The sequence below is a fragment of the Phytohabitans aurantiacus genome, assembly GCF_027923225.1.
In the GTDB taxonomy this organism is placed as follows: domain Bacteria; phylum Actinomycetota; class Actinomycetes; order Mycobacteriales; family Micromonosporaceae; genus Phytohabitans; species Phytohabitans aurantiacus.
Genome location: NZ_BSDI01000084.1, coordinates 1 through 23,881, shown reverse-complemented (window position 1 = coordinate 23,881; position 23,881 = coordinate 1). Strand labels below are relative to the sequence as shown.

The 23,881-nt window shown below is 70.4% G+C and carries 22 protein-coding genes; 16 read left to right on the top strand and 6 right to left on the bottom strand.

The window, feature by feature from the left end; genetic code table 11:
- The first annotated feature begins 82 nt into the window (after positions 1-82).
- From QMG73_RS43310 to QMG73_RS43260, 11 genes are all read left to right on the top strand, one after another.
- Positions 83-847, top strand: coding sequence for an ABC transporter permease (locus tag QMG73_RS43310; RefSeq protein WP_281905598.1), 765 nt, complete (start codon positions 83-85; stop codon positions 845-847).
- 42 nt (positions 848-889) lie between these two features.
- Positions 890-2,536 carry a class I adenylate-forming enzyme family protein gene (locus QMG73_RS43305; RefSeq protein WP_281905594.1) on the top strand — a complete coding sequence of 549 codons (1,647 nt, stop codon included), beginning with the start codon at positions 890-892 and terminating at the stop codon, positions 2,534-2,536.
- A 288-nt stretch (positions 2,537-2,824) separates the two neighbouring features.
- The gene (locus QMG73_RS43300; protein WP_281905656.1) at positions 2,825-3,619 is read left to right on the top strand and encodes an AfsR/SARP family transcriptional regulator; all 795 of its coding nucleotides are present in this window, start codon (positions 2,825-2,827) and stop codon (positions 3,617-3,619) included.
- 136 nt (positions 3,620-3,755) lie between these two features.
- Positions 3,756-5,114, top strand: coding sequence for a class I adenylate-forming enzyme family protein (locus QMG73_RS43295; RefSeq protein WP_407676943.1), 1,359 nt, complete (start codon positions 3,756-3,758; stop codon positions 5,112-5,114).
- 14 nt (positions 5,115-5,128) lie between these two features.
- Positions 5,129-5,416 (top strand): phosphopantetheine-binding protein, encoded by a 288-nt coding sequence (locus tag QMG73_RS43290; RefSeq protein WP_281905591.1) that lies wholly within the window; start codon positions 5,129-5,131, stop codon positions 5,414-5,416.
- Entirely contained in the window at positions 5,413-6,666 is a 1,254-nt protein-coding gene (locus QMG73_RS43285; protein ID WP_407676942.1) for a beta-ketoacyl-[acyl-carrier-protein] synthase family protein, read from the top strand. The genes QMG73_RS43290 and QMG73_RS43285 overlap by 4 nt, the downstream gene beginning before the upstream one ends.
- Entirely contained in the window at positions 6,666-7,667 is a 1,002-nt protein-coding gene (gene hppD, locus QMG73_RS43280) for a 4-hydroxyphenylpyruvate dioxygenase (RefSeq protein ID WP_281905652.1), read from the top strand. The genes QMG73_RS43285 and hppD overlap by 1 nt, the downstream gene beginning before the upstream one ends.
- Positions 7,668-7,681: 14 nt before the next feature.
- Positions 7,682-8,584, top strand: coding sequence for a phytanoyl-CoA dioxygenase family protein (locus tag QMG73_RS43275; protein ID WP_281905589.1), 903 nt, complete (start codon positions 7,682-7,684; stop codon positions 8,582-8,584).
- Between the two features lie 8 nt (positions 8,585-8,592).
- A complete protein-coding gene (locus QMG73_RS43270; RefSeq protein ID WP_281905587.1) occupies positions 8,593-9,384 on the top strand; it encodes a DUF3050 domain-containing protein in 792 nt (263 codons plus the stop codon).
- Positions 9,385-9,407: 23 nt separating this feature from the next.
- Positions 9,408-10,346, top strand: coding sequence for a thiamine pyrophosphate-dependent dehydrogenase E1 component subunit alpha (locus tag QMG73_RS43265; protein WP_281905650.1), 939 nt, complete (start codon positions 9,408-9,410; stop codon positions 10,344-10,346).
- On the top strand, positions 10,339-11,310 hold the full coding sequence (locus QMG73_RS43260) for an alpha-ketoacid dehydrogenase subunit beta (protein WP_281905584.1): 972 nt from the start codon (positions 10,339-10,341) through the stop codon (positions 11,308-11,310). The genes QMG73_RS43265 and QMG73_RS43260 overlap by 8 nt, the downstream gene beginning before the upstream one ends.
- Here the strand turns inward: QMG73_RS43260 and QMG73_RS43255 are convergent, their stop codons facing one another.
- Positions 11,311-12,462, bottom strand: a complete 1,152-nt coding sequence (locus tag QMG73_RS43255; protein ID WP_281905582.1) for a glycosyltransferase — start codon at positions 12,460-12,462, stop codon at positions 11,311-11,313.
- The gene (locus QMG73_RS43250) at positions 12,459-12,716 is read right to left on the bottom strand and encodes a hypothetical protein (RefSeq protein ID WP_281905581.1); all 258 of its coding nucleotides are present in this window, start codon (positions 12,714-12,716) and stop codon (positions 12,459-12,461) included. The genes QMG73_RS43255 and QMG73_RS43250 overlap by 4 nt, the downstream gene beginning before the upstream one ends.
- Before the next feature lie 114 nt (positions 12,717-12,830).
- Here QMG73_RS43250 and QMG73_RS43245 point away from each other — a divergent pair, with 114 nt between their 5' ends.
- Positions 12,831-13,784, top strand: a complete 954-nt coding sequence (locus tag QMG73_RS43245) for an ATP-binding cassette domain-containing protein (RefSeq protein ID WP_281905577.1) — start codon at positions 12,831-12,833, stop codon at positions 13,782-13,784.
- 316 nt (positions 13,785-14,100) lie between these two features.
- Here QMG73_RS43245 and QMG73_RS43240 read toward each other — a convergent pair whose 3' ends face one another.
- The gene (locus QMG73_RS43240; RefSeq protein ID WP_281905574.1) at positions 14,101-14,547 is read right to left on the bottom strand and encodes a hypothetical protein; all 447 of its coding nucleotides are present in this window, start codon (positions 14,545-14,547) and stop codon (positions 14,101-14,103) included.
- A 236-nt stretch (positions 14,548-14,783) separates the two neighbouring features.
- On the opposite strand from QMG73_RS43240, the gene QMG73_RS43235 reads away from it, so the two are divergent.
- Positions 14,784-15,266 (top strand): hypothetical protein, encoded by a 483-nt coding sequence (locus QMG73_RS43235; RefSeq protein ID WP_281905571.1) that lies wholly within the window; start codon positions 14,784-14,786, stop codon positions 15,264-15,266.
- 236 nt (positions 15,267-15,502) lie between these two features.
- Here the strand turns inward: QMG73_RS43235 and QMG73_RS43230 are convergent, their stop codons facing one another.
- Complete coding sequence (locus QMG73_RS43230; RefSeq protein ID WP_281905567.1) at positions 15,503-16,240, bottom strand: 4'-phosphopantetheinyl transferase family protein; 738 nt, start codon at positions 16,238-16,240, stop codon at positions 15,503-15,505.
- Positions 16,241-16,339: 99 nt separating this feature from the next.
- On the opposite strand from QMG73_RS43230, the gene QMG73_RS43225 reads away from it, so the two are divergent.
- Positions 16,340-17,434, top strand: coding sequence for an alpha-hydroxy acid oxidase (locus QMG73_RS43225; protein WP_281905565.1), 1,095 nt, complete (start codon positions 16,340-16,342; stop codon positions 17,432-17,434).
- Here the strand turns inward: QMG73_RS43225 and QMG73_RS43220 are convergent.
- Entirely contained in the window at positions 17,415-18,728 is a 1,314-nt protein-coding gene (locus tag QMG73_RS43220) for an aminotransferase-like domain-containing protein (protein ID WP_281905562.1), read from the bottom strand. The genes QMG73_RS43225 and QMG73_RS43220 overlap by 20 nt on opposite strands.
- A gap of 50 nt (positions 18,729-18,778) precedes the next feature.
- On the opposite strand from QMG73_RS43220, the gene QMG73_RS43215 reads away from it, so the two are divergent.
- Positions 18,779-19,714: an alpha/beta hydrolase gene (locus tag QMG73_RS43215; RefSeq protein WP_281905560.1), complete on the top strand. Its 936-nt coding sequence runs from the start codon at positions 18,779-18,781 to the stop codon at positions 19,712-19,714.
- Between the two features lies 1 nt (position 19,715).
- Here QMG73_RS43215 and QMG73_RS43210 read toward each other — a convergent pair whose 3' ends face one another.
- Positions 19,716-21,929 carry an MMPL family transporter gene (locus QMG73_RS43210; RefSeq protein WP_281905558.1) on the bottom strand — a complete coding sequence of 738 codons (2,214 nt, stop codon included), beginning with the start codon at positions 21,927-21,929 and terminating at the stop codon, positions 19,716-19,718.
- Between the two features lie 167 nt (positions 21,930-22,096).
- On the opposite strand from QMG73_RS43210, the gene tyrS reads away from it, so the two are divergent.
- On the top strand, positions 22,097-23,350 hold the full coding sequence (gene tyrS / locus QMG73_RS43205) for a tyrosine--tRNA ligase (protein WP_281905556.1): 1,254 nt from the start codon (positions 22,097-22,099) through the stop codon (positions 23,348-23,350).
- Positions 23,351-23,881 lie beyond the last annotated feature (531 nt).

Here is a 23,881-nt window from a genome sequence, read left to right as displayed (position 1 = left end):
CGGTCGAGTCGCGTCAGGAACCCGGCTCGATGTCCGGTCAAGGCGCTTGTTGACGCCGTTGTCGGCGGCCTAGCCTGCTGCCGTGAAACTCGCCCGCGACACCTGGTTGGTGTACCAGCAGCAGATGCGGCTGATGCTGCGCAGCCGCACGTGGCTCCTGTTTGGACTGGCGCAGCCGCTGACCTACCTGCTGCTGTTCGCCCCGATGCTCAAGCCGGCGCTGGCGTCGATGGGTGCGAACAGCTACGCCGACGCGTACCGCATCTACGTGCCCGGCCTGCTCGTCGTGATGGCCCTCTACGGTGGCCTGTTCACCGGCTTCGGGCTGCTGGCCGAGATCCGGGCTGGTGTCATCGAGCGGGCCCGCGTCACCCCGGTCAGCCGGGCGGCGCTGCTGCTAGGACGTGCCCTGCGCGACGTGACCTCGCTGCTGGTGCAGGCGATCATCGTGACGGTGCTCGCGATCCCCTTCGGACTGTCGGTGGGCGTGCTGGACGTCGTGCTCGCCTTCGTGCTGCTGGCGCTGATCGCGTTGATGACGACGGCGATCTCGTACGACGCGACGCTCCTGGTGCGCAACGAGGCGTCGCTCGGCCCGGTCATCAACACGGTGGCGCAACCGGTCGCGCTGCTCGCCGGGGTGCTGCTGCCCGTGGCGCTGGCGCCGATGTGGATCCAGCGGGTCTCGGACTGGAATCCCTTCTACTGGGCCACGAACGGGATGCGCGCGCTGTTCGCCGGTGACATCGGCGACCCGTCGGTGTGGCGGAGCATGCTCATCGTCGCCGCGCTCGCCGTCGCCACCGTGCTGTGGTCCGCCCGCCTGTTCGCCCGCACCGTCCGCTAGAGATCCCGCACCGTCCGCTAGAGCCACGACAGGAGTGCACCCGTGACCGCCAAGAATCTTCGTGCCGCGCTGGCCGCCGACCCCGAGCTGGGCGCCGGCAACGTCCTGCTGAAGCTGCGCGAGCACGGCGCGGCGCCGGACGGCCCGGGTATCACGTTCGACACCGCCGTCGACGGCCGTCCACCGTGGACCGCGCTGACGTTGGGAGTACTCGACGAGCGTGTCGCGGCGCGCGCGGCCTGGCTGCACGAGCGCGGTGTCCAGCCGCGCGACCCGGTGGCGGTCTTCGTCACGTCGGCGGCCGACTGCTTCCTGAACTTCCTCGCGCTCGCCCGGCTCGGCGCGATCCCCGCACTGATGAACGGCAACATGCCCGGCGAGTACGCGGTGCCGTTCGTGCGCCGCCTCCGCGCGGTCGGCGTCATCACCGACTCGGCACACCGGGCGCTGCTGGGTGACGAGGATCTGGAGCTGGGCGGCCTCGGGCATGTCGACGCGGCCGAGACCGGCGGCGGCGACCCGGCGAAGGCGCCCGCGCACTACCGGCACCATGCCGACGACCCGGTCGCCATCACGCACTCGTCGGGCACCACCCGGGTACCGGCGGCGGTGGTGCACTCGCACGCGAGCCTTTTCGCGGCTGTGCGCCGCATCCGCCTGACCGAGCCGCGCCCGTCGGGTGTGGTGCGTGAGCTGTCCGTGCTGCCCGCCGCGCACGCGGCCGGCATCATCACCGTCAACCAGGCGCTGTGCAACCGGTACGAGTTGCTCTACATGTCGGCGCAGGGTGGCGAGTTCGTCCACAGTGGTGCCGCGGTGCTGGACGCGATCGAGCGGTGGCGCCCGACGGGGGTGTTCGGGTTCGCTGTCACATGGGCGGAGCTGGCCCGATACGACCTGACCGAGCGTGACCTGAGCTCGGTGCGGGTGTGGTTCAACACCGGTGACTCCGCGCACGAGGCGCACATCCGCCGGCTGGTGGCGGCCGGCAGCCACCCGGAGTACACACCGGAGGGTCCGGTCGACGTTCCGGGCTCGCGGTTCATCGACGGCATCGGCTCGACCGAGATGGGCCATTCGGCGTTTCACATCACCCACCGGCCCGGAAGCGACCGCTACGGGCGGTGCGTGGGCAAACCGTACCCGTTCGCGGAGGTGGCGCTGCTCGACCTCGCCACGGGCGAGGAGGTGCCGGTCGGCGCGGTCGGGCACGTGGCGCTGAAGTCGCCGACGCTGGCGCCCGGGTACTGGAACGACTCGGTCACCACCTACCGGACCCGGTTCCGCGGCTGGTACCTGACCGGCGACCTCATGTACCGCGACGCCGACGGCTGGTACTACCACGTGGACCGGGCCGTCGACGCCGTGGATCTGGGCGGCGGCCGCTGGCTGTACACGGCGATGTCGGAGGAACGCATCCTGGTCGGCTGCCCGGACGTGCGCGACTGCACGGTCGTCGCCGGCCGCGAAGCTGACCAGGTCGTGACAGACGTGCTGCTGATGCTGGCCGCCGGCGCCGACCCCGATGTCGACCGCGCCCCGGCGGTGCGCGAGGCGCTGGGCGAGCCGGCCGCGGCCACGCTGCGCCGCATCGTGGTCGTGCCGGAGGGCGAGATCGTGGTCGGGCCGACCGGCAAGGTGCGCAAGTTCCTGATGCGGCAGCGCCATCTCGCCGTTACCGGCGCATAGCGGCGCCTGTCCCAAAATCCCGACAGAGTCGGAAGACCTCCGTTATTCACCTGATGCGCCGGGTAACGCACTACTTCCTCGATCAGCCAAAGAACATCGCCCATCTGTCGAGATGAATGGGTCGCTTCTCTGGCAGAACCCTGCCGAGTTTCCGGTAGATTCTTGATCGTGACCGTGCGATCCACGGCGCTCCCGCACGTGAATGCACTTGTTCCATGGAGGTCCCCGTCAATGTCTAATCCTTCGGGTGATGGCCTGGAAATTCGGATTCTTGGGCCATTGACCCTCATGCGCGGCGACGCATCCGCGACGCCCACCGCCCCCAAGCCGCGCTCGGTACTCGCCCTGCTGCTCCTGCAGGCCAACCAGACGGTGCCGGTCACGGCACTCATCCAGGAGCTGTGGGGTCACGAGCCGCCGGCCAGCGCGCTCACGACCCTGCAGACGTACGTGCTGCACCTACGCAAGCTCTTCGGCGCGGCGCTTTCGGTCGCCACCTCGGTGGTCGCCAAGAGCGTCCTGGTCACCGTGCCTGGCGGATACGCCTTCCTTGGTGCCACCGACGACTTCGACCTGCACCGCTACCAGCAGTTGGCGGCCGAGGGCCGGCAGGCTCTCGCCGCCGGCCAGAACGCGGCCGCCGCCGAGCTGCTGCTCAAGGCGCAGTACCTGTGGCGCGGGCCGGCGCTCAGCGACGTGCGGGCCGGGCCGCTGCTCCAGCCACAGATCAAACGGTTGGAAGAATCCCGGCTCACCACGATCGAGCAGGGCATCGAGGCGCAATTGCGGCTCGGCCGGCACCAGGAGGTGCTCTCCGATCTTGCCGGCATGATGGCCGAGCACCGGCTGCACGAAAACCTGCACGCGCAGTTCATGGTGGCGCTGCACCGTAGCGGCCGGCGGCAGGAGGCGCTGCGGGTATTCCAGCAACTGCGGCACACGATGACCGAGGAGCTCGGTCTGGAGCCGTCCAAGCGGCTGCACCTGCTGCAACAGGCGATCCTCGCCGACGATCCGGTGCTCGAGGTCGCTCCGCGCACAGACGGGCTGGTGCAACTTCTCGATCAGCTAGGCGTCCGCTAGAAATGGAGTTGATCTGCCCTAGTAATTGATTAACAAACGCCTCGTAAATGGTTGGCCGGCCATTGCTAGCGAGGAATTGCGCTGTTAGCGTTCCATCCAGTTGCCGTATTACCACGACAATTCTCTGGGTGGACCCGTGCGCATTGGCAAGCCGTCTGATATTACTGTCGACCCGTTTGACGGGGAGTGGGTCGACGGTTACCTGCTCACCGGGCTGGATGGCGACGTGTGGCTGCGCCGCCGCGAGCCGGTGACGGTCGGCGCGCTGCGGAGGCTGGCCGCCGAGCGCGCTCGCGAGTTCCGTGAGGTCGGCCTGCGCCCGGGCGGCGCGGTCGGCCTGCGGATGTCGCCCGGCCTCGAGTACGTGGTCAACCTGCTCGCCGCCTGGCGGGTCGGTGCCCAGGTGTCGCTGCTGGACCACCGGCTCACCGAGCACGAGGTGAGCCAGGCGCTGGCTCGGATCGCGCCGCAGTTCATCGCCAGCGACGGCGGGAGCATCGCCGCCTACCCGGGCGAGCCGGCGCGCACCGAGCACGCCCTGTTGCAGCTGAGTTCCGGCTCGACGGGACCGTCCAAGGTGGTCGGCCGCACCGCCGCCGCGCTGGTGACCGAGGTGGAGACCTACCAGCTGATCGACGGTACGCCGCAACCGGGCGAGCGGATCGTGCTGCTCGCGTCGATGGTGCACGTGCTCGGTCTGGTCGGTGGCCTGCTGTACGGGCTGCGGACCGGCGTGCAGATCGTGCTGCCAGGTGCCCTGACCACCGACGCGATCCTGGGCGCGGTGGCGTCGGGCCCAGAGCCGGCCACGGTGCTCGGCGTTCCCACCCACCTGCCGTTCCTGACCGCCGGGTCAGCCCGCCCGCTGCCGCAGCTCAAGCGCATGACGGTCGGCGGCGAGCTGGTTCGGCAAGCGGCGCGGCAGGCGTTCACCGACCGGTACGGGGTGCCCCTGGGCAACATGTACGGGATGACCGAGGTCGGGGTCATCGCCACCGACCTGTTCGCCGAGCACCGGCCGGCGCTGCGGCCGATCCCCGGCATGGCGGTCCGCGAGGAGGCCGGGCAGCTCCTCGTGGCCACCGCCGAGAGCCCGTACGTCGGGCTCACCGAGCCTGGCCGGTGGGTGGACGGCTGGCTCTACACGAAGGACGCCGGCACGGTCGACCCCACGACCGGTCTGGTGACCGTGCGCGGGCGGCTGGACTCCCAGGTGTCGGTGGGCGGGCTGAAGGTCGACCTGACCGAGGTGGAGCAGGCGCTCACCGGACTGCCCGGCGTCGTCGAGGCCGTGGTGGCCTGGGACGGCGCGATCGAGGCGTTCCTCGTGCTGGAGGACCCCGCCGGCGTGCCGGCGCTGAAGGAGGCGCTGGCCGGCAGGCTCGCCGCTTACAAGCGGCCCCGCCGGTTGACCGTCGTGACCCGGCTGCCGCGCACGTCGAGCGGGAAGCTCATCCGCGCGGTTCCCGCCCTGCGGGCCGCTGTTTCTTCATAGGAAAGGTGACACCAATGTCCGATGTGGTGGCTTTCACCATCGAGGCGCTGCGCCAGATGAACTTCGACGTGGACGACGCCGACTCCGGCACCGTCTTCGGCCCCGCGGGCGTCGACCTGGACTCCCTCGCCGTCGCCGAGCTGGCGCTGCGCGTGGAGGACGCGTACGGCGTCAAGTTCGGCGAGGAGGACATGGAGCGCCTCACCGTCATGACGCTCGGCGAGTTCGCCGCGGAGGTCGACGCGCGGCTGGGGCTCGTGGACGGTGCCGCTCGGCCACCCGCCCACCCGGCGCCGGCGTGAGACGTACGGCCCGCGACGGCGCCAGCGTCACCGGTATCGGCCTGGTGACGCCGCTCGGCGACGCCGCCGGGTTCCTCGCCGGCGCATGGGAGGGCCGGTCGGGGGTACGCCGCCCGCCGGACGGCCATCCGGTGGCGGGCCTGCTCGACGCGGCGGGTATCGCGCCGGACATCGATCCGTCCACTGTGCTGCCGAAGACCGAGGCGCGCCGCGTCGACCGGTTCGTGGTGCTGGCCATGGCGGCCGCCGACGCCGCCCTGGGTGACGCGGGGATCGCCATCGGGCGGGACGCCGACCCGGCACGCACCGCCGTGGTGCTGGCCAACAGCTTCGGCGGGCTCACGATGTTCGAGGGCGAGGCGGTCGCCCGGCACCGGCAGGGCCGCACCGCGGTCACCCCGTACCTGCTGGCCGGCATGCTGCCCAACATGGCGACCGCCCGGATCGCCATCCGGCACGGCGTGCGCGGGTTCACCTCCACCATCTCTACCGCGTGCGCGTCCGGCGGGTACGCGGTCGCGGAGGCGCTGCGGCTGATCCGCGACGGCGTGGCCGACGTGGTGGTGTGCGGCGGTGCCGACGCGCCGCTGCTGCCGACGGTCGCGACCACGTTCACCAACGCGCGGGCGCTGGCCTCCGGCTGGGCCGACCCGGCCGAGGCGAGCCGCCCCTTCGACCGGCGGCGCAACGGGTTCGTGCTCGGCGAGGGCGCCGGGGTGCTGGTGGTCGAGCGCCGGGCGCACGCCGCCGCGCGCGGGCGGCCCGGGTACGCCGACGTCATCGGCTGGGGCGTGGCCACCGACGCGTACCACCCGACGGCGCCCCTGCCGGACGGCGCCGGCGCGGCCGAGTCGATGCGGCGCGCGCTGGCCGACGCCGGCGTGGCACCAGCCGATGTGGACTATGTCAACGCGCACGCCACCGGCACCAAGCTCGGCGACGTGGCCGAGGCGCGGGCGCTGCGGGCGGTGTTCGGCGGCCACGAGCCCGCGGTCAGCTCGATCAAGGGTGCCACGGGACACCTGCTGGCGGCCGCCGGCGCGGTGGAGGCGGCGGCGACCGCGCTGGCCCTGCGGCACGGGCTGCTCCCGCCGACACACAACCTCGACGACCCCGACCCCGAGTGCGACCTGGACCACGTGCGGAAGGCGGCCCGGCCGGCGGCCGCCCGCACGGCACTGTCCACATCGTTCGCGTTCGGCGGGCACAACGCAAGCCTCGTACTCGCGACCCACTCCGGAGGTCCATGATGGACATCAGTACCGTCGACCACGTCGAGTTCCAGGTCGGCGACGTCGAAGCGACCGTGGACCTGCTGCGCGCCAGCTACGGCTTCGAGCCCTTGCGAGAGGGCTTTGCCGAGCAGTGGCGATCGGTGCCGCTCGGCCAGGGTGGCATCCGCGTGCTGGTGACAGCGGGGTCGGCCGCGTACGTGCGGCAGCACGGTGACGCCGTGGCGACCATAGCCCTGCGCACCAGCGACGCCACCGCCGCGTACGCCGAAGCGGTGTCCCGAGGGGCCAACCCGATGGCGCCACCGACCGCCTGGCGGCGCGACGACGCGGTGGTGGTCACCGCGACCGTGAGCGGCCCGGGATCGCTGTCGCACCGGTTCGTCGAGCGCCGCGGCGCCAGCACAGAGGACGGCCAGCCGCCGGCCGGCCCGCTGCTCGACATCGACCACGCCGCGCTGTGCGTACCGGACGGCGACCTCGAACCCACCGTCCGGTACTACGAGGAGGTCTTCGGGTTCAAGCAGATCTTCTCCGAGCGCGTCGAGATCGGCGGCTCGGCCATGGACTCGATGGTGGTGCAGAGCCCGTCCGGCGCGGTCACGTTTACCATCGTCGCGCCCGATCCGGTGCGCCGCTCCGGACAGCTCGACGACTTCCTGCGCGCGGGCGGCGGCGCGGGCGTGCAGCACCTGGCGCTCAGCACCGCCGACATCACCGGTGCCGTCAAGGAGCTGGCGGATCGCGGCGTCCGATTCCTGTCCACACCAGACAGTTACTACGAGGGCATCGGCGTGCGCCTCGGCGCGATCGGGCGCCCGGTCGACGCGCTGCGGGCCGCTGGCGTACTGGTCGACCGCGACCACTGGGGCGAGATGTTCCAGATATTCACCGAGTCGCCGTTCGAGCGGCGCACGTTCTTCTTCGAGCTCATCGAGCGGCACGGGGCGCTCACCTTCGGCAGCAACAACATCCGAGCCCTGTACGAGGCGAAAGAGCGCTCGCGCGCTTCCGCCTGAACGGAAGGAACACAATGGTCACCGCCATCGAGCTGGAAGAGGCGCTGCTCCCCTCCGACGAGGATGTGCGCTGGTACGCCGAGCACGGCTGGTACCTGTCCAAGAAGCTGTTCACCGACCACGAGGTCGACACGCTCGTCGAGGCCAGCGAGGCGTTCTACGCCGGGGCGCGCAGCCGCCACCTGCCGCACCGCCCACCGACGCTCGCGTACTGGGAGCCGTCGGCCGGCCAGGTGCAGCGGCACAACGACTACGTGCACTACGAGAGCGACCCGATCGCCGCGATACTGCGCAAGCCCATCCTCGCCGCCGTCGCGGCCCGGCTCGCCGAGGCCGACGAGATCCGGCTGTTCCAGTCCACGCTGATCTACAAGCCGCCGGTCGCCGCTGAACCGACCAACCTGGTGCCCTGGCACTTCGACCGGCACTACTGGCAGACCTGTACCTCCGACCGGATGCTGACCGCCTTCATCCCGTTTCACGACTGCGACGAGTCGATGGGCACCATCACGATGGTCGACGGCAGCCACCTGTGGCGCGAGGTCGGTGCCGACGACAGCACCACGCGGCACTTCGCCCACCGCGACCCCGCGCAGCTCGAGCAGCTCCTGCACGACAACGCCCGCCACAACGGTCAACGGGTCCGCAAGATCCCGATGATCATCCCCAAGGGACACGTGAGCTTCCACCACTGCCGTACCTACCACGGCAGCGGCCCGAACCGCTCCGACCGGCCGCGCCGGGCGATCTCGCTGCACCTGCAGGACGGTGACAACCAGTACCGCCGCCGGGTGCTCAACGACGGGTCGCTGGTCCGCTACAACCACGACCACCTCGTACGCCGGGACGCCGGCGGCGACCCCGACTACTCCGACCCCGAGTTCTGCCCCGTCCTCTGGCGCACATCGATGAAGTGAGGCTCGCAATGTCCCGGTACGACTGGGGTCAGACCCACCCCGGAATCACCCGCCTGGAGAAGGCGGTCGACGAGGCGCGGGTGCGCGTCGTCACGCATCCGCTGTACGCCAGCCTCAACAGCCACGAGGCCATCGTCACGTTCATGGAGCACCACGTCTTCGCCGTGTGGGACTTCATGTCGTTGCTGAAGTCGTTGCAGCGCAACCTCACCTGCGTACGCGTGCCGTGGGTGCCCACCGGTCCGGCCGCCAGCCGCCGGCTCATCAACGACATCGTGCTGGTGGAGGAGAGCGACGAGCTGCGCGGCGGCTTCATCAGCCACTTTGAACTCTATGTGGACGGCATGGCCGAGGCTGGCGCCGACACGTCGGTGGTGAACGGGTTCGTCGACCTGGTCCGTTCCGGTGTGCACCCGCTGCCGGCGCTGGCCCGCGTCGCGGTGCCCGAGGCGGCCGCCGACTTCGTGCGCACCACGTGGCGGTTCATCGAGGGCGCGCCGGTGCACTGCCAGGCGGCGGCGTTCGCGTTCGGCCGCGAAGACCTCATCCCCGACATGTTCACGCAGGTGATCGCGGTCAAGGAGCAGGGCGCCAAGCTCGACACGTTCGTGGACTACCTGGCCCGGCACATCGAGGTCGACGGCGAGGAGCACACCCCGATGGCGATGCAGATGCTCGCCGACCTGTGTGGCGACGACGATGCCAAGTGGCAGCAGTGCGCCGACACCGTCAACGTGGCGCTGGCCGCCCGGTACCGCTTCTGGGACGGCATCCTCGAAGCGGTGAAGGCGACACCGTGAACGCGGCCCGGCTGTACAGGACGATGCGGCTGATCCGCCGCTTCGAGGAGCGCGCCATCGAGCTGGTGCGCTCCGGCGACATCGCCAGCGGCATCCATCCGTGCATCGGCCAGGAGGCGGTCGCCGCCGGCGTGTGCGCCGCGCTGCGCCCGGACGACATCGTGCTCAGCAACCACCGCGGCCACGGCCACCTGCTCGCCAAGGGCAGCGACCCGGGCCGGTTCCTGGCCGAGCTGGCGGCCAAGGACACCGGCATCGACCGGGGCCGGGCGGGCTCGTTCCACCCGTCCGACTTCAGCGTCGGCGTGTACGGCGCCAGCGGCACAGTCGGGCACGGCGCCGCCATCGCCGCCGGTGTCGCCTGGGCCGTCGGTCAGGACAGCGACCGGGTGGTGGTCTCCTTCTTCGGTGACGGCGCGGTGAGCCAGGGTGCGCTGCTGGAGTCGTTCAACCTGGCCGCGCTGTGGCAGGTACCGGTCGTGTTCGTGTGCGAGAACAACTACTACGCCACCACCCTGCCCGCCGACACGGCGATCGCCGGCACGGTCACCGGCCGGGCCGAGGCCTTCGGCATCCCGGCGTACACAGTGGACGGTCAGGATGCAGACGTCGTGCTCGAAGCCGCGGCGGGCGCCGTGGGCAGGGCCCGCGCGGGCGGCGGGCCATCGCTTCTGGAGTTCAGCACGTACCGGTACGAGGGGCACCACACGTTCGAGCGGACGATGCGGCTGCGGTACCGTGACGAGGCGGAAGTGGCCCGATGGCGGGCGCGCGATCCCCTTGCCCTGCAAGCCTCACGCGTGGCTCCTGGCGAACGGGAGCGGATCGACGCGGAGATCGAGACGCTGCTCGACGAGGCCGTCCGGTACGCGGTCGAGAGCCCGCAACCCGATCCGCTGGACGCCTTCGACCACCTGTACGCCGGCGGGATGCGGGTCCGCGCGGGGGTGTCGCATGCCTAAACTGTCGTACGCGAAAGCGCTGAACCGCGCCCTCAGCGACGAGATGGCGCGCGACCCGTCGGTGTTCGTGATGGGTGAGGACATCCATCTCGCGCTGACCCAGACGACCACCGGGCTGCTCGACAGGTTCGGCCCCCAGCGGGTGGTGCAGACGCCGCTGTCCGAGCAGGGCTTCACGAACTTCGCCACCGGTGCCGCCATGGCTGGCCGGCGACCCGTCGTGGAGTACCAGATCCCGTTCCTGCTGTTGCTTGTCATCGAGCAGATCGCCAACCAGGCCAACAAGTTCGCGTTGATGAGCGGCGGGCAGACCCGGGTGCCGGTGACGTATCTGTTGCCCGGCACCGGATGGCGGCCCGGGTGGGGCGCGCAGCACTCCGACCAGCCGTACAGCGTCTTCGCGCACCTGGGCGTCAAGACCGTCATACCGGCCACCCCCACCGACGCGTACGGGCTGCTGACCACCGCGATCCGCGACGACGACCCGGTGATGGTGTTCGCGCCGATGCCCGCGCTCGGCATCCGCGAAGACGTCGACTACGCCGACCTGGCACCGATACCGCTCGGGGTCGGGCTGGTGCGGCGGGCCGGCACCGACGTGACCGTGGTGGCGGTCGGTCACCTGGTGCACGACGCGCTGGCCGTGGCCGAGGAGCTGGCCGGCGAGGTGTCGGTGGAGGTGTTCGACCCGCGTTCGCTGTACCCGTTCGACTGGGCGGGCCTCGCGGCGTCGCTGGAGCGCACGGGGCGCCTGGTGGTCTTCGACGACAGCAACCGCTCGTGCGGGCTGGCCGGGGAGATCCTGGCCACCGCGGCGGAGGAGATGCGCCTCGACGCCGCACCCAAGCGCGTGACCCGACCGGATGGCGCCGTCGTCATCGGCTGCGCGCCCGGGCTCGACCTGGCTGTCCAGCCCAGCCGCGCCCAGCTGACGAACGCGATCCGGGCCGTCCTCAAGTCCTGATCACGATGTGGCTAGACGCTCCAGGTGTATCGCCGCGGCCGCCGCACCGCCGGCCGCGGCGAACGACTCGGCCACGCGGGCGGCCGCCGCGCGGTAGGGCGGGGAATCCAGGACCTCGGTCAGCGCCGCGCGCAGCTCGGCAGGGCGGGAGCGGCCGAAGCGGACCCGCACGCCGGCCCCCGCCGCCACCACCTGGGCGGCGGTCACCGGCTGGTCGTGCTTGATGGGCGCCATCACCAGCGGTATCCCGTACGCCAGCGCCTCGCACACCGTGTTCAGACCGGCGTGGCAGATCACCGCGCCGACCCGCGGCAGCAGTTCCAGTACCGGCGCGCGCGGCACCACCAGCACGTGCGGGGGAGGATCGGGCACGGTGTGCGGCGCGGCGGCGATGACCGCCTGCACCCGGTCGCCCAGCGGGGCGAGCGCCGCCACCAGCCGGGGGTAGAAGTCGCGGGCCACGTCTTCGGCGAGCGTGCCCATCGTCACCAACACCAGCCGTCGGCGGGGATCGAGCGCCGCCCACGGGAAGTCGGGCTCGTCTGGGCGGTCATGGTCGAGCGCGGGGCCGACGAGCGCGTAGTGCGGCGGGAACGGCGCCGGCCCGGTGAGCGCGGGTGTGGTGAACCCGAGCACCAGGTGCGGGGAGAAACGCGGGTCGACGTACTCCTCCGCGGGAAGCCCGGCCTCGCACCACATGGCGGCGAGGTTGGCGCGGATCCACGCGTCGACGCGGGGCAGGGCGCGCAGCGGCTCGGTCAGCTCCATCGACTGTGGAGCGAGGCTCGCCCACGGCAGGCCCGCGGCGGTGGCCACGAGCGCGCCGGCGAGAGCGTGCTGATCGACGGCGACGACGTCCGGCCGGTACGCCGCGACGGCGCGCGCCACCGCCGGCCGCGTGAACCGCGCGAACGGCAGCACAAACCCTTCCCACAGCGATCGCAGTGCTCGGGCGCCCCGATCGCGCTGGCCACCGTAGGGGCGCATGCCGGTCGGGTACACGGTGACGCCGTCACCGAGCAGGCGCCGCAGCGCCGACTCGGGGCCGACCCATGCCACGTCGTGACCGCGCGCGAGCAGCGCCCGTGCCACGGCGCCGGCCGCATTGACGTGCCCGGCGAGCGGAGGCACGACGAAGAGGAATCGGCTCACCGGCTCACCAGCGCCGCGACGTCGCCGACGGTCAGCGTGATGATCTGGTCCAGGTCGAGCCCGGCCACGTGCCCGACCACGTCGACGCCGTACCGGGCGCGCACCGCCTCACCCCACGCGGCCAACTCGCCGCTCTCCAACCCGAGATCGTCTTCGAGCCGGCTGGCCGCGGTGATGGCGGCGGCCCACCCCTCGTCTTCGCCGGTGGCCGCGCGCAGCAGCCCGGCCAGCTCCCGCACCAATACGCTGTCCATAGTGGCTACACGGTAACCCGCGAACGGATTGCGTTGTGGCGCCTCGAATCCGTTCCAAGGGATCCTCGACCGGAGAGCGAGAGCGGCCGCCGCAAACCCTTGTACGGTATGGCAATGATCGCGACCAAGGGACTGCGCAAGTCGTTTCGCACCGGCAGGCGGCGGGCGGCCACGGTCGTGGAGGCTGTGCGCGGGGTCGACCTCGACGTCGCCGAAGGCGAGATCTTCGGCTTCCTCGGGCCCAACGGCGCGGGCAAGACGACCACGCTGCAGATGCTGGCCACGCTCATCACCCCGGACGGCGGTGACGCCACGATCGCCGGTGCGGACCTGCGCAACGACCCGGGCGAGGTGCGCCGGCGGGTGGGATACGTGGCGCAGGGCGGCAGCACGTGGGGAGAATCCACGGCGCGCGAGGAGCTGGTGCTGCACGCGCGCATGTACGGAATCAGCAAGGCCGAGGCACAGCGCCGCGCCGAGCTCGCGCTTTCGGCGTTCCAGCTGACCGAGTACGCCGACCGGCAGTGCAAAACCTACTCTGGCGGCCAGCGGCGCCGGGTCGACATCGCGCTGGGCGTCATCCACCAGCCGAAGGTCGTGTTTCTGGACGAGCCGACGACCGGCCTGGATCCGCAGAGCCGCACCCATCTGTGGGACGAGGTGCGGCGGCTGCGCAACGAGGGAATGACCATCTTCCTGACCACCCACTACCTCGACGAGGCCGACGCGCTCTGCGACCGGATCGCCATCATCGACCACGGCGAGATCGTCACCGAGGGCTCGCCCGAGCAGCTCAAGCGGGAGATCACCGGCGACGTGCTCGTGGTCGGGCTCAACGGTGCCACGCCGCGGGCCGCCGAGCTGCTGGATGGCGAGGCGTACGTGCGCAAGCTGGAGGCCGGCGAGGACGGCCTACGGCTGTACGTCGACGACGGCGCGACCGCGATCCCGCTGGTGCTGCGCACCCTCGACGGCGCCCGGGTGGAGCTGGGCTCGATCCAGTTGCACCGGCCCAGCCTCGACGACGTCTTCCTGGCCAAAACCGGCCGCACGTTACGCGACTCCTGACCGGCTCTCACCACGATCCGTCGCTCCGCTCCGCGCCACACAACGCCGCGCCAGCCGCGGCCGGCCCGGCCGATCAAGGGCAAATGCATGTGGTTCGATCACATTTCCGCGTGCAGTCGCCCTTGATCCACGCACATGGCCTTGATCGACAACGCTTTGGAGTGCAAGTTCAGAACCAAGACCGGGATCTGAGCTACCGCGATGTCCGCGCGCGGCGGGCATCGCGGTAGCTCAAAATCTCCATGGCTCGCCAAGCTTCAGCTGGTCCAGAACCTGTCGTTGCACGAACCGTGGCTGACGTATGAAGACTCCTTTGTCAGGTGGTGAGTTCTCGGGACAATCCGCGGTCGACCAGGTTGCCGCTGTTGTAGCGGGCTCCGCGGACGTACGCGGTCCTGTTCTCGGGAAAGTTCTTGTTGCACAGACCCCAGGTGCCGCCGCCCAACTTGCTGACGCACGAGCCGGACCTGATGCTGGGGTCGGGTTCGGTCTCGACCATCCACTCGGCCACCGCGGCGTGGTCGTCTTTCTTCAGGTCGGCGACGTAGATTTTGTCGCCGTACGGCATGACGCAGACGATGACGTATGTGTGGCTGGCGCAGAAGTAGTCGACGCCATCGGCGCCCGTCGGCGCGCTGGTCGCGACGGCGTAGTTGGTTTCGCTGCCGTAGTAGGCGGCCTGGGCGGCGGCCGGTGTCAGCAGGCTCGCGACGAGGCCAGCCAGCGCGGCCAGCACGAGCAACGTCCGACGAGGTTTGCGCATGCGTGGAATCTTCTCGGCGCGCCGGGAGATGTCGAGGCGACGCCGACCTATCTTGAGTCAATCTTGAACCACCGCCGGCTGACCGAGAACTCACTGGCAACTCGACCGGACAAAGCGGGATGAACGGTATGGGACTTGCCAAACTTCCTAGATGTTGATCTGTCTTGTCCAGCACATCGTGCGGGTCTTTATAGAATTTGTTGTCAGGGATACCTGAAGTAGTTCAGCATTGGCTCATGACGACGATGCAATGGAGTGAAGCTCAGCGGCGCCCGAAGGAGGTAGCCGCCGCTGTCGAGGAAGCAGGCGAGGTCTGGCTGGAGCGCCGCGGTGAGAGCCCGCTGCTGCTCGTCAGCAAGGCGCGAGTGGAACAGACCCGGGACGGTCTTGACGCCTTGGCCCGCCTTCTCAGCGCGATCGGCGGCGACGCCGGCGCCGAGGTCCTCCGCCGCGCCGTCGCCATCGCCATGCCGTGGTCGAACTTCTTGCCGGAGAAGGACCAGGTCGAGTTCGCCCGTGAGTTGACCTGGACAGTCCGCGCGTGTAGCGACCTCGGCGTGTGGGCGCCGCTGGGTCGAATGCTCCACGAGTGGAAGCAGACCGCGGCCATCCATGCCGATCCTGGTCTTGCCAAGGAACTGTCGCGTGCTCTGGATGCCGACCTCGGACCCGTACTGATGCCGACCAGGGGAGACGACGGTGGCGCCGAAGAGGGGTGACCGCGTGGCCCCACCGCCACCACCCGGCGGCTGGGAGTTGAAGTACGCGGACAAAACCGCGGTCGACGGTTGGGAAGAGTTGCGTCAACAGGTACCGAACGCCCTGTTCAAGGCGTGGGAGGTGCTTTCGACGCGGCCGACGGACCCTGAAAATCGTGAACGCCAGCATCCGCTGCGCGGCGAGTTGGGCACTCGATTGGTCAACGGAGGTACCTTCGAGCAGTGGCAGTATGAGATCACCGGCGGTGGTCGGATCTGGTACTGCCCTGACCCGGACAAGCGGGTTGTCTGGTTGACACGGGCCGGCACGGGGCATCCAAGGTCCACCCAGTAGGGCTCGATAAAAACCGGAACCAGCCCTGGCTAACCGAGAAGTCCTCGGAACCTCCGGCGGCGACCGCGGCTCGGAAATTCTCGGGTGCCGGCAGATCCCGCCAGCGGTAGGGGTGGCCGTTCTGGCAGACGACATCCGCTCCATCATGGACATTGAGTGCGAGGCCGGGCACGAGGCGGCCGCCGGCTGCCTTTACGCACGCCTCCTTGCGCGCCCACAGCTCGGCGAAGCGCGATGCCGGCTCCGCGGCGGCCACGTACCGCGCTTCAGCGGCCGGGAAGTAGCGCGCCGCCATCCGGGGCGCGTCGAGGTGCGGCAGCAGCCGCTGCACGTCCACGCCGACGGGGCGCCGCGAGGTGACGGCGAGCACGGCCAGATCGCCGGAGTGCGAGAGGTTGACGCGCAGGCCGGCCACCTCCGGCTTGCCGTGCGGGCCACGCGCGAAGGAAACCGAGCCGGGCGGCACGTCCAGGTACCGTCCGATGAGGACACGCGCGGCGGCATGCGCGGCGACGTACCGGATCCGCCGACGCAAGAGGACCAGCGCGTCGGCGCGGCGGCGCTCGTGCCCGTCGAGCATCGCCGCCAGCTCCGCGACCCGGTCGGGTGGCACCTCGGTCGGGATCAGCCATACGTCCACGCCGTCGATGCCCTGACCGTACCGAGCCGCTCTCGGGGCCGCCTCGAAGCGTGCTCGACACCCGGTGCGGCGACCCGAAACGCGTGGCACGATGGGCGCGTGGACGGTGCCCCGCTGCTGTGCTTGGCCGACTTCGAGGCGGCCGCCGGCCGGCGACTCCCGCCCGACGTGTGGGACTACATCCGGGGCGGCAGCGGTGAAGAGCTGACGCTCGCCGGCAACCGCAGCGCCTTCGCGCGGCTCCCACTGCGCCCGCGTTTCCTGGTCGACGTCGAAACCTGCGACCTCACCACCAACCTGCTCGGCGCTTCGCTGAGCGCGCCTATCGGGGTGGCGCCGACGGCGTTTCACCGCTTGGCGCACCCGGACGGCGAGGTCGCCACCGCGCGCGGCGCCGGCGACGCCGGGCAGCTGATGGTGGTCAGCATCCTGGCGAGCCGCTCACTGAAGGACATCGCCGCCGTAGCGAGCGGTCCACTGTGGCTCCAGCTGTACTGGTTGCGGCGGCGGGACCTGCTGGCCGAGGTGGTCCGCCAAGGTGAGGCGCTGGGCTACCGGGCGCTGGTGCTGACCGTCGACACGCCACGGGTGGGCCGACGGCTGCGCGACCGGCGCAACGGGTTCGCCGTGCCGCCGGACATCACAGCGGTCAACCTCGACGACGCCATGATGGCCACCACCCACGACGCGCACACCGGCACGTCCGCGCTCGAACGGCACGCCCGCGAGCAGTTCGACCCGACGCTGACCTGGGCCGACCTGGCGTGGCTGCGCGGGCTGACCGGGTTGCCGGTCCTGCTCAAGGGCGTGCTGACCGCCGAAGACGCCCGGCTGGCCGTGGAGCATGGGGTGGCCGGGATCGTGGTGTCCAACCACGGCGGCCGGCAGCTCGACGCCGCCCCTGCCGCCATCGACGCGCTGCCCGAGGTGCTCGACGCCGTCGCCGGCCACTGTCCGGTACTGCTCGACGGCGGCGTGCGCACCGGCACCGACGCGCTGAAGGCGCTCGCGTTGGGTGCCAGCGCCGTCCTGGTCGGGCGGCCGGTGCTGTGGGGATTGGCGTGCGGCGGTGCGAGCGGGGTGCGCGACGTGCTGGGCGTGCTGGCGGCCGAGCTCGAAGACGCGATGGCGCTGTCCGGCCGGCCGCGCCTGCGCGACGTGGACGCGACCCTGCTCACCCGACCGAGCGGATGAAGTCAGCCAATCGGGCCACGCCCAGTGAGATCTGCTCGGGCGTCAGGTAGCTGCACGACAGGCGGATCTGCCGCTCGCCGCCACCGTCCACATAGAAGTAGCTCATCGGCGTCCACAGCACGCCGTGCTCGCGGGCACAGCGCGTCAGCGCCGCCTCGCCGGCCGCGAACGGCACGCTCAGCACGAGGAAGTAGCCGCCGGCGGGCACGTTCCAGGTGACGCCGCTGCCCGGCGGGAAGTGCCGTGCCAGCGCGCCGAGGAGCGTGTCGAGGCGTTCCCGGTACCGCTGGACGCGCTCGGCGTTCGCGGACCGCAACCGGCACCCGTACGTCACCAGCATGCCCCCGATGACGGCCTGCGCGAGCGGCGACGTGTTCACCGTGGTCATGCTCTTGATCTTCGACAGCTGGTCGGCGAGCAGGCTGGTCGACCCGTCCGGCCCGACGACCAGCTGATCGGCCAGCACGTATCCGACGCGGGCGCCCGGGAAGCAGGTCTTGGCGAACGAGCCGAGGTAGACGACCCGCCGGTGCCGGTCGAGCGCCTTGAGCGTGGGCGGGCGGTCGCCTGAGCGGGTAAACAGCCCGTACGGGTTGTCCTCCAGCAGGTACAGGTCTTCCTCGGCGGCGACCGCGAGCAGTTCCTCCCGCGCGGCGTGCGGCATCGACGTGCCTGACGGGTTGGCGAAGTCCGGCACCAGGTACAGCGCACGAGGCCGCCGCCCGGCCGTCCGTGTCCGGGCGGCGGCGGCTCGCACGGCGCCGGCGTCGATGCCGGCCGGCCCTTCCGGTACCGGTGTCACGGCCACGTCGAGGAGGCGCGCGACCCCGGTGATACCCACATAACAGGGCGATGCAACCAGGAGCGCGTCATCGGGATCGCGGATGAGCGCGCGGACCGCCAGCAGCATCCCCTCCTGGGCGCCGACGGTCACCACGACCGACTCGGGCGTCGCCGTGATGCCCTCGTCGTTCGCGACCGTCGCGGCCACCAGATCGTGGATGTGACCCTTCGTCCGTCCATACTGGAACAGCAGCGCGCCCGCCTCGTCCCGCGAGAGCCCGCGGTGCTTGACGAACGCGTCCAGGTACCCCGCGATGACCTCGGTGTCGAACGGCTCGTCGTACGGGCGGCCGGGGGCGAACGAGATGGCGTCCGGGAAGCGGGCGGTCACCTCGTTGAGGAAATTCATGGTGTCCAGCAACGGATCGCGCAGCGAGCCGTGCAGATCGGTCAGTTGCAAGGCGCCGTCCTGAGGTGCGACGATGTTGCCTGGGAATCGGTCAGTGTCCATACGGTAGCGTCGGCGGCTGCAGAAGCCGTCGAGTCTCGCTGGAGGATCCGATGCCCCTCGACCCGCAACTGCACGCCATGCGCGAGGCCCGCGCCCGCGGTGGCGCCCGCCCGCTGTACGAGATGACCCTGGCCGAGGCTCGCGCCGCCGACCTCGCGGCGATCACAATGGACAGTGGTGAGGCCGACCCGGTCGGTGAGGTGACCGAGCTGACGATTCCCGGCCCGGCCGGCCCGCTGCCCGCACGCGTCTACCGCCCCACCGGCGACGGACCGTTCCCGGTGCTCATGTACTTCTTCGGCGGCGGCTGGGTGCTCGGCAGCCTGGACACCTCCGATGGCGTCTGCCGCCGGCTCTGCGCGGGCGCGGAGGTCGTGGTGGTCTCGGTGGGCTACCGCCTCGCGCCCGAGCACCGGTTCCCGGCCGCGCCGCACGACTGCTACGCGGCGACCCGATGGGCGGCCGAGCACGCGGGGGAGTACGGGGGTGACCCGAGCCGCCTGGCGGTCGGCGGCGACAGCGCGGGCGGCAACCTGGCCGCCGCGGTCACGCTCATGGCCCGGGCCAGCGGGCTGCCGCTGTCGGCACAGGTGCTCGTGTATCCCAACACCCGCTACGGCTCCGACACCCCGTCGATGCGAGAAAACACCGACCGGTACATGTTCAACCGCACCTCCACCGACTGGTACTGGGGCCACTACCTGGCCGACCCGGCCGACGGCGAGGACCCGCTCGCCTCCCCGCTGAACGCCGCCGACCTGAGCGGGCTGCCACCGGCGCTGGTGCTCACCGCCGAGTACGACCCGCTGCGCGACGAGGGCGAGCAGTACGCCGACCGGTTGCGCTCCTCGGGAGTACCCGTGGAGCTGACGCGTTACGACGGCATGGCGCACGGGTTCTTCACGATGACCGGCACGCTGGAAGCGGCGCGCAAGGCGACCGCGCAGGTCGTGGAGTACCTGCGGGTCGCGCTCGCGCGGTCCTGAATCAGCGCCGTATCGGGACGGGCGCGATGACCTGCGTGTCCGCCTCGTCGGGAGCGACGCCGGTGACCGGCCGGCCGCGACCTGCGAGGAAGCGCGGCGCCCACCAGTTCGCCTCGCCGAGCAGCCGCATGAGCGAGGGCAGCACGAGCGCGCGGATGACGGTGGCGTCGATCAGGATCGCGGCGGCCAGCCCCACGCCGAGCTGCTTGAACTCGACGATCGACAGCGTGGCGAAGATGGCGAACACGGCGACCATGATGATGGCGGCGCTGCTGACCGTCGACGCCGACGACACGATGCCCTCCTCGATCGCCAGCCTCGTCGGCACGCCGCGCCGCGCCGCCTCACGGATCCGGCTGACCACGAAGACGTGATAGTCCATCGACAGTCCAAAGAGGATGACGAAGAGCATCAGCGGCAGCCACGACACGACCGCGCCGTTGGAGGTGAACCCGAGTAGGTCCTCGGCCCAGGTGTGCTGGAAGACGAGCACCAGAAGGCCGTAGGAGGCCGCTACGGAGAGCACGTTGAGCAGGATCGAGGTCGCCGCGACCACCACCGACCGGAACGTCAGGAGCATGACGAGAAACGTCATGCCGAACACGAACGCGACGACCAGTGGCAACCCGGCTCCCACGCGGTCGCGGAAATCCGCGTCGCTGGCGGTCCGTCCGGCCACGGCCCATTCGGTACCCGGGACCGTGCCGACCGTCTGCGGCAGTAACCGGTCGCGCAGCTCGCTGAGCGACTGTCGTGCTTGCGGGCTGTCGCTGGCTCCGGCGACGCGGACGGTGACCAGAAACACCGTGCCGTCGCCGGACGTACGCACGGCCGGCTTGCGGTCGTGGGCGAAGAGGCCGTCGTCGGCGATCCGCGCGGACAGGTTGGCGATCTCGCGCTCGACGGCCCGGCGGCCGGCGTTGCCGGTGCGGATCGCGACGGTGTGACTCGTGCCGAGGTCGTTGCTGGGAAACGCCTGCGCCAGGCGGTCGTAGGTGCGCAGGACCGGGATGGTGCGGGGCAGGTCGGTCAGCGCCGGCCGCTTGAGGTTCATGTCCAGGGCGGGGAGGGCGACGATCACCAGTACCCCGGCGGACAGCACGAACGTGACCAGCGGGGCACGCAACGCGGGCCGCAGCACCGCCGCCCAGAACCGGTTGCGTTCCGCACGCTGGATGCGCCGGCCGAGCAGCGGTACCCGGGGCCGGTCGACCCATCGCCCGAGCGCGACGAGGATGGCGGGCAGCACGGTGAGGGAGCCCAGCATCGCCACCCCGACCACCAGGATCGAGCCGGTCGCCATCGAGCTGAACGTGTTGTCGCCGACGAGGTACAGGCTGGCCATCGCGATCATGACGGCGATGCCCGAGACGAGCACCGCGTGGCCGGACGTGGCCGCGGCGGTCTCCACCGCGCCGCGGTGGTCGCGCCCGCGCGCCCGCTCCTCCCGCTCGCGCCGCAGGTAGAACAGGGAGTAGTCGACGCCAACGGCCATGCCGATGAGCAGGACGATGCTGTTGACCAGTTCCCCGGCGGGGAAGATGTGCGAGGCCAGTTGGGCCAGGCCCAGTGCGCCGGCCACGGCGGTGAGGGCCAGGACAACGGGTACGCCGGCGGCGATCAGCGCGCCGAAGCTGAACAGCAGGATCACCAGCGCCACCGGGACGCTGATCAGCTCGGCCTTGCGGAAGTCCGCCTCCAGCGTCTCGGTCAGCGCCTTGGCCACCGAAGCGGAGCCGGCCTGTTCGACCCGCAGGTCGGGGTACCGCTGCTGGACCCCAGCGGTCACCTCCAGCAGCGGTCCGACCCTGGCGTCGGCGTCCTGCGCCGACCCGGCCATCTCGACCTCGACCAACAGCGCGTCGCGGTGCGGCGCGGTCACCGGGGCGGCGACCGCGGCGACGGCGGGCAGCGCGCGCATCCGGTCGGACAGGTCGGCCACCGCGGCGCGTGCTTGGGTGATGTCGAGGTCGCCGGTCCGGGCAGCGATCAGCACGCTCTCGGTCGCCGGCTCGTCCGGGAACGCGCCGGAGCGCTCGATGCGGTCGGCGCTGGCCAGTTCGCCGTGCAGGCTGTCCTCCGCGGTCGCCTTCACCGTGCCGGCCAGGCCCCCGGCGACCAGGCTGGCCACCACGAAGCAGAGCCATACCGCGATGGCGGCCCAGGGATGGTTCGCGCTCCACCGGCCGATTCGGGTCGTCAACGATTGGATCATGAGAGGGACGGTATGAAGCGGCGGAGGCCAAGTCTCTGCGGTTGACCGCCGACCTCAGCGGGGGTTACCGCAGCGGGGAGGTGTGGAAATCCACATGCGGGTGCGGGCCGCGGCCGCGCCGTAAACCGGCTGCGAGCTGCCCCGGCCTATGAGGGACAATCCTCACCGTGACCGATCTGATCGACGACCTACAGTGGCGGGGCCTGCTTCAGGACACCACCGACCTTGACGAGCTGCGCAAGCACCTGGGCACCCCGGCGACGTTCTACGTCGGGTTCGACCCCACCGCCGCCAGCCTGCACGTCGGCCATCTGATGCAGGTGCTGACCGCGCGGCGGCTGCAGCTCGCCGGGCACCGCCCGCTGCTGCTGGTCGGCGGCGCCACCGGCCAGATCGGCGACCCGAGGGAGACCAGCGAGCGCAGCCTGCACCCGGTCGAGGTGATCGAGGGCTGGGTGGGGCGCATCCGTGACCAGCTCGCCCCGTTCGTCACCTACACCGGCGACAACGCCGCCACCTTGGTCAACAACCTGGACTGGACCGGGCCGATGTCGGTCGTCGAGTTCCTGCGCGACGTCGGCAAGCACTTCCCGGTAAACCGGATGCTGGCCCGCGAGGTGGTCAGGGCGCGCCTGGAGACGGGCATCAGCTTTACCGAGTTCAGCTACCAGCTGTTGCAGGCCAACGACTACTTCGAGCTGCACCGGCGGCACGGCTGCACGCTGCAGTTCGGCGGCTCCGACCAGTGGGGCAACATCACCGCTGGCGTCGACTACATCCGCCGGCGCGGCGGCGGACCGGTCCACGCGTTCACGACGCCGCTGGTCACGAAGTCGGACGGCACGAAGTTCGGCAAGAGCGAGGGCGGTGCCGTCTGGCTCGACCCGACCATGACCAGCCCGTACGCGTTCTACCAGTTCTGGGTCAATACGGACGATCGAGACGTCGCGCGGTACCTGCGGTTCTTCAGCTTCAAGCCGCACGAAGAGATCCAGCTCCTGGAGAAGGACGTCGCCGAGCGCCCGGCCGCGCGAAGCGCGCAGCGTGCGCTGGCGGAGGAGCTGACCACGCTCGTACACGGTGCGGACGAGACGGCTCAGGTGGTCGCGGCGAGCCAGGCGCTGTTCGGGCGGGGATCCCTCGGTGATCTCACCCCGGCCACGCTGGAGGCCGCGCTGTCCGAGGCGGGTTTGACACGTGTACGGGGTGAGTTGCCCCCGATAGCGGCGCTGCTCCGAGACTCGGGCCTCGTCGGCAGCATGAACGAGGCACGCCGGGCGATCGCCGACGGTGGCGCCTACGTCAACAACGAGCGGGTGACCGACGCTGAGGCCGTGGTGTCCGCGGAGTCGCTGCTGCACGGGCGGTTCCTGGTACTGAGGCGGGGCAAGCGCACGTTCGCTGGCGTCGAGGTCGTGTGACCGCTGTTGTCGGTGTGACGTGGGTCAACCTCCGCCGATTTGACGCTGGATCGGTCGGGCACGTAACTTTCTCTCTGCGCACGGGGTACGGACACTTCGCCCAACACGGGCAAGCGGCCAGAACTAGCGCAAACGGGCGGTGCGGAAGCCGATTTGGCGACGCGGAGCCGACCGGGTAAGGTAGATGACCGGCGGGGAACCGGGCGAGTTGCGTGAAAGTCGCAACGGCCGGCCTGCCAAATCCCTAGATCAAAACGCAGCGGTACGCTGCTGCGTGCGAGCAAGGGACAATCTGGTCCTTCTATCCACAAAGCGGGTCACACCGGTTTGACGGGGACGAAGCGGTCAGGTAAAGTAAAACAAGTGCCCCAAGGGCGGGCCTCGGAGTTCCGGGGTTTGTGGTTTGGTGTGTGTTTGTTCTTTGAGAACTCAACAGGGTGCTTTGAAAGCCAGTGCCAATGTTTGTGTGTAACCTTTGGCAAATTTTTTGTCAGGGATACTCTTTTTAACAAGTTTTTGTTGGAGAGTTTG

Coding starts and splice junctions, on each gene's coding strand:
- QMG73_RS43300 (WP_281905656.1), top strand. CDS start 2,825: ATGCGCGGCGACGCATCCGCGACGCCCACCGCCCCCAAGCCGCGCTCG.
- QMG73_RS43290 (WP_281905591.1), top strand. CDS start 5,129: ATGTCCGATGTGGTGGCTTTCACCATCGAGGCGCTGCGCCAGATGAAC.
- hppD (WP_281905652.1), top strand. CDS start 6,666: ATGGACATCAGTACCGTCGACCACGTCGAGTTCCAGGTCGGCGACGTC.
- QMG73_RS43275 (WP_281905589.1), top strand. CDS start 7,682: ATGGTCACCGCCATCGAGCTGGAAGAGGCGCTGCTCCCCTCCGACGAG.
- QMG73_RS43270 (WP_281905587.1), top strand. CDS start 8,593: ATGTCCCGGTACGACTGGGGTCAGACCCACCCCGGAATCACCCGCCTG.
- QMG73_RS43265 (WP_281905650.1), top strand. CDS start 9,408: ATGCGGCTGATCCGCCGCTTCGAGGAGCGCGCCATCGAGCTGGTGCGC.
- QMG73_RS43260 (WP_281905584.1), top strand. CDS start 10,339: ATGCCTAAACTGTCGTACGCGAAAGCGCTGAACCGCGCCCTCAGCGAC.
- QMG73_RS43250 (WP_281905581.1), bottom strand. CDS start 12,716: ATGGACAGCGTATTGGTGCGGGAGCTGGCCGGGCTGCTGCGCGCGGCC.
- QMG73_RS43245 (WP_281905577.1), top strand. CDS start 12,831: ATGATCGCGACCAAGGGACTGCGCAAGTCGTTTCGCACCGGCAGGCGG.
- QMG73_RS43240 (WP_281905574.1), bottom strand. CDS start 14,547: ATGCGCAAACCTCGTCGGACGTTGCTCGTGCTGGCCGCGCTGGCTGGC.
- QMG73_RS43235 (WP_281905571.1), top strand. CDS start 14,784: ATGACGACGATGCAATGGAGTGAAGCTCAGCGGCGCCCGAAGGAGGTA.
- QMG73_RS43220 (WP_281905562.1), bottom strand. CDS start 18,728: ATGGACACTGACCGATTCCCAGGCAACATCGTCGCACCTCAGGACGGC.
- QMG73_RS43215 (WP_281905560.1), top strand. CDS start 18,779: ATGCCCCTCGACCCGCAACTGCACGCCATGCGCGAGGCCCGCGCCCGC.
- QMG73_RS43210 (WP_281905558.1), bottom strand. CDS start 21,929: ATGATCCAATCGTTGACGACCCGAATCGGCCGGTGGAGCGCGAACCAT.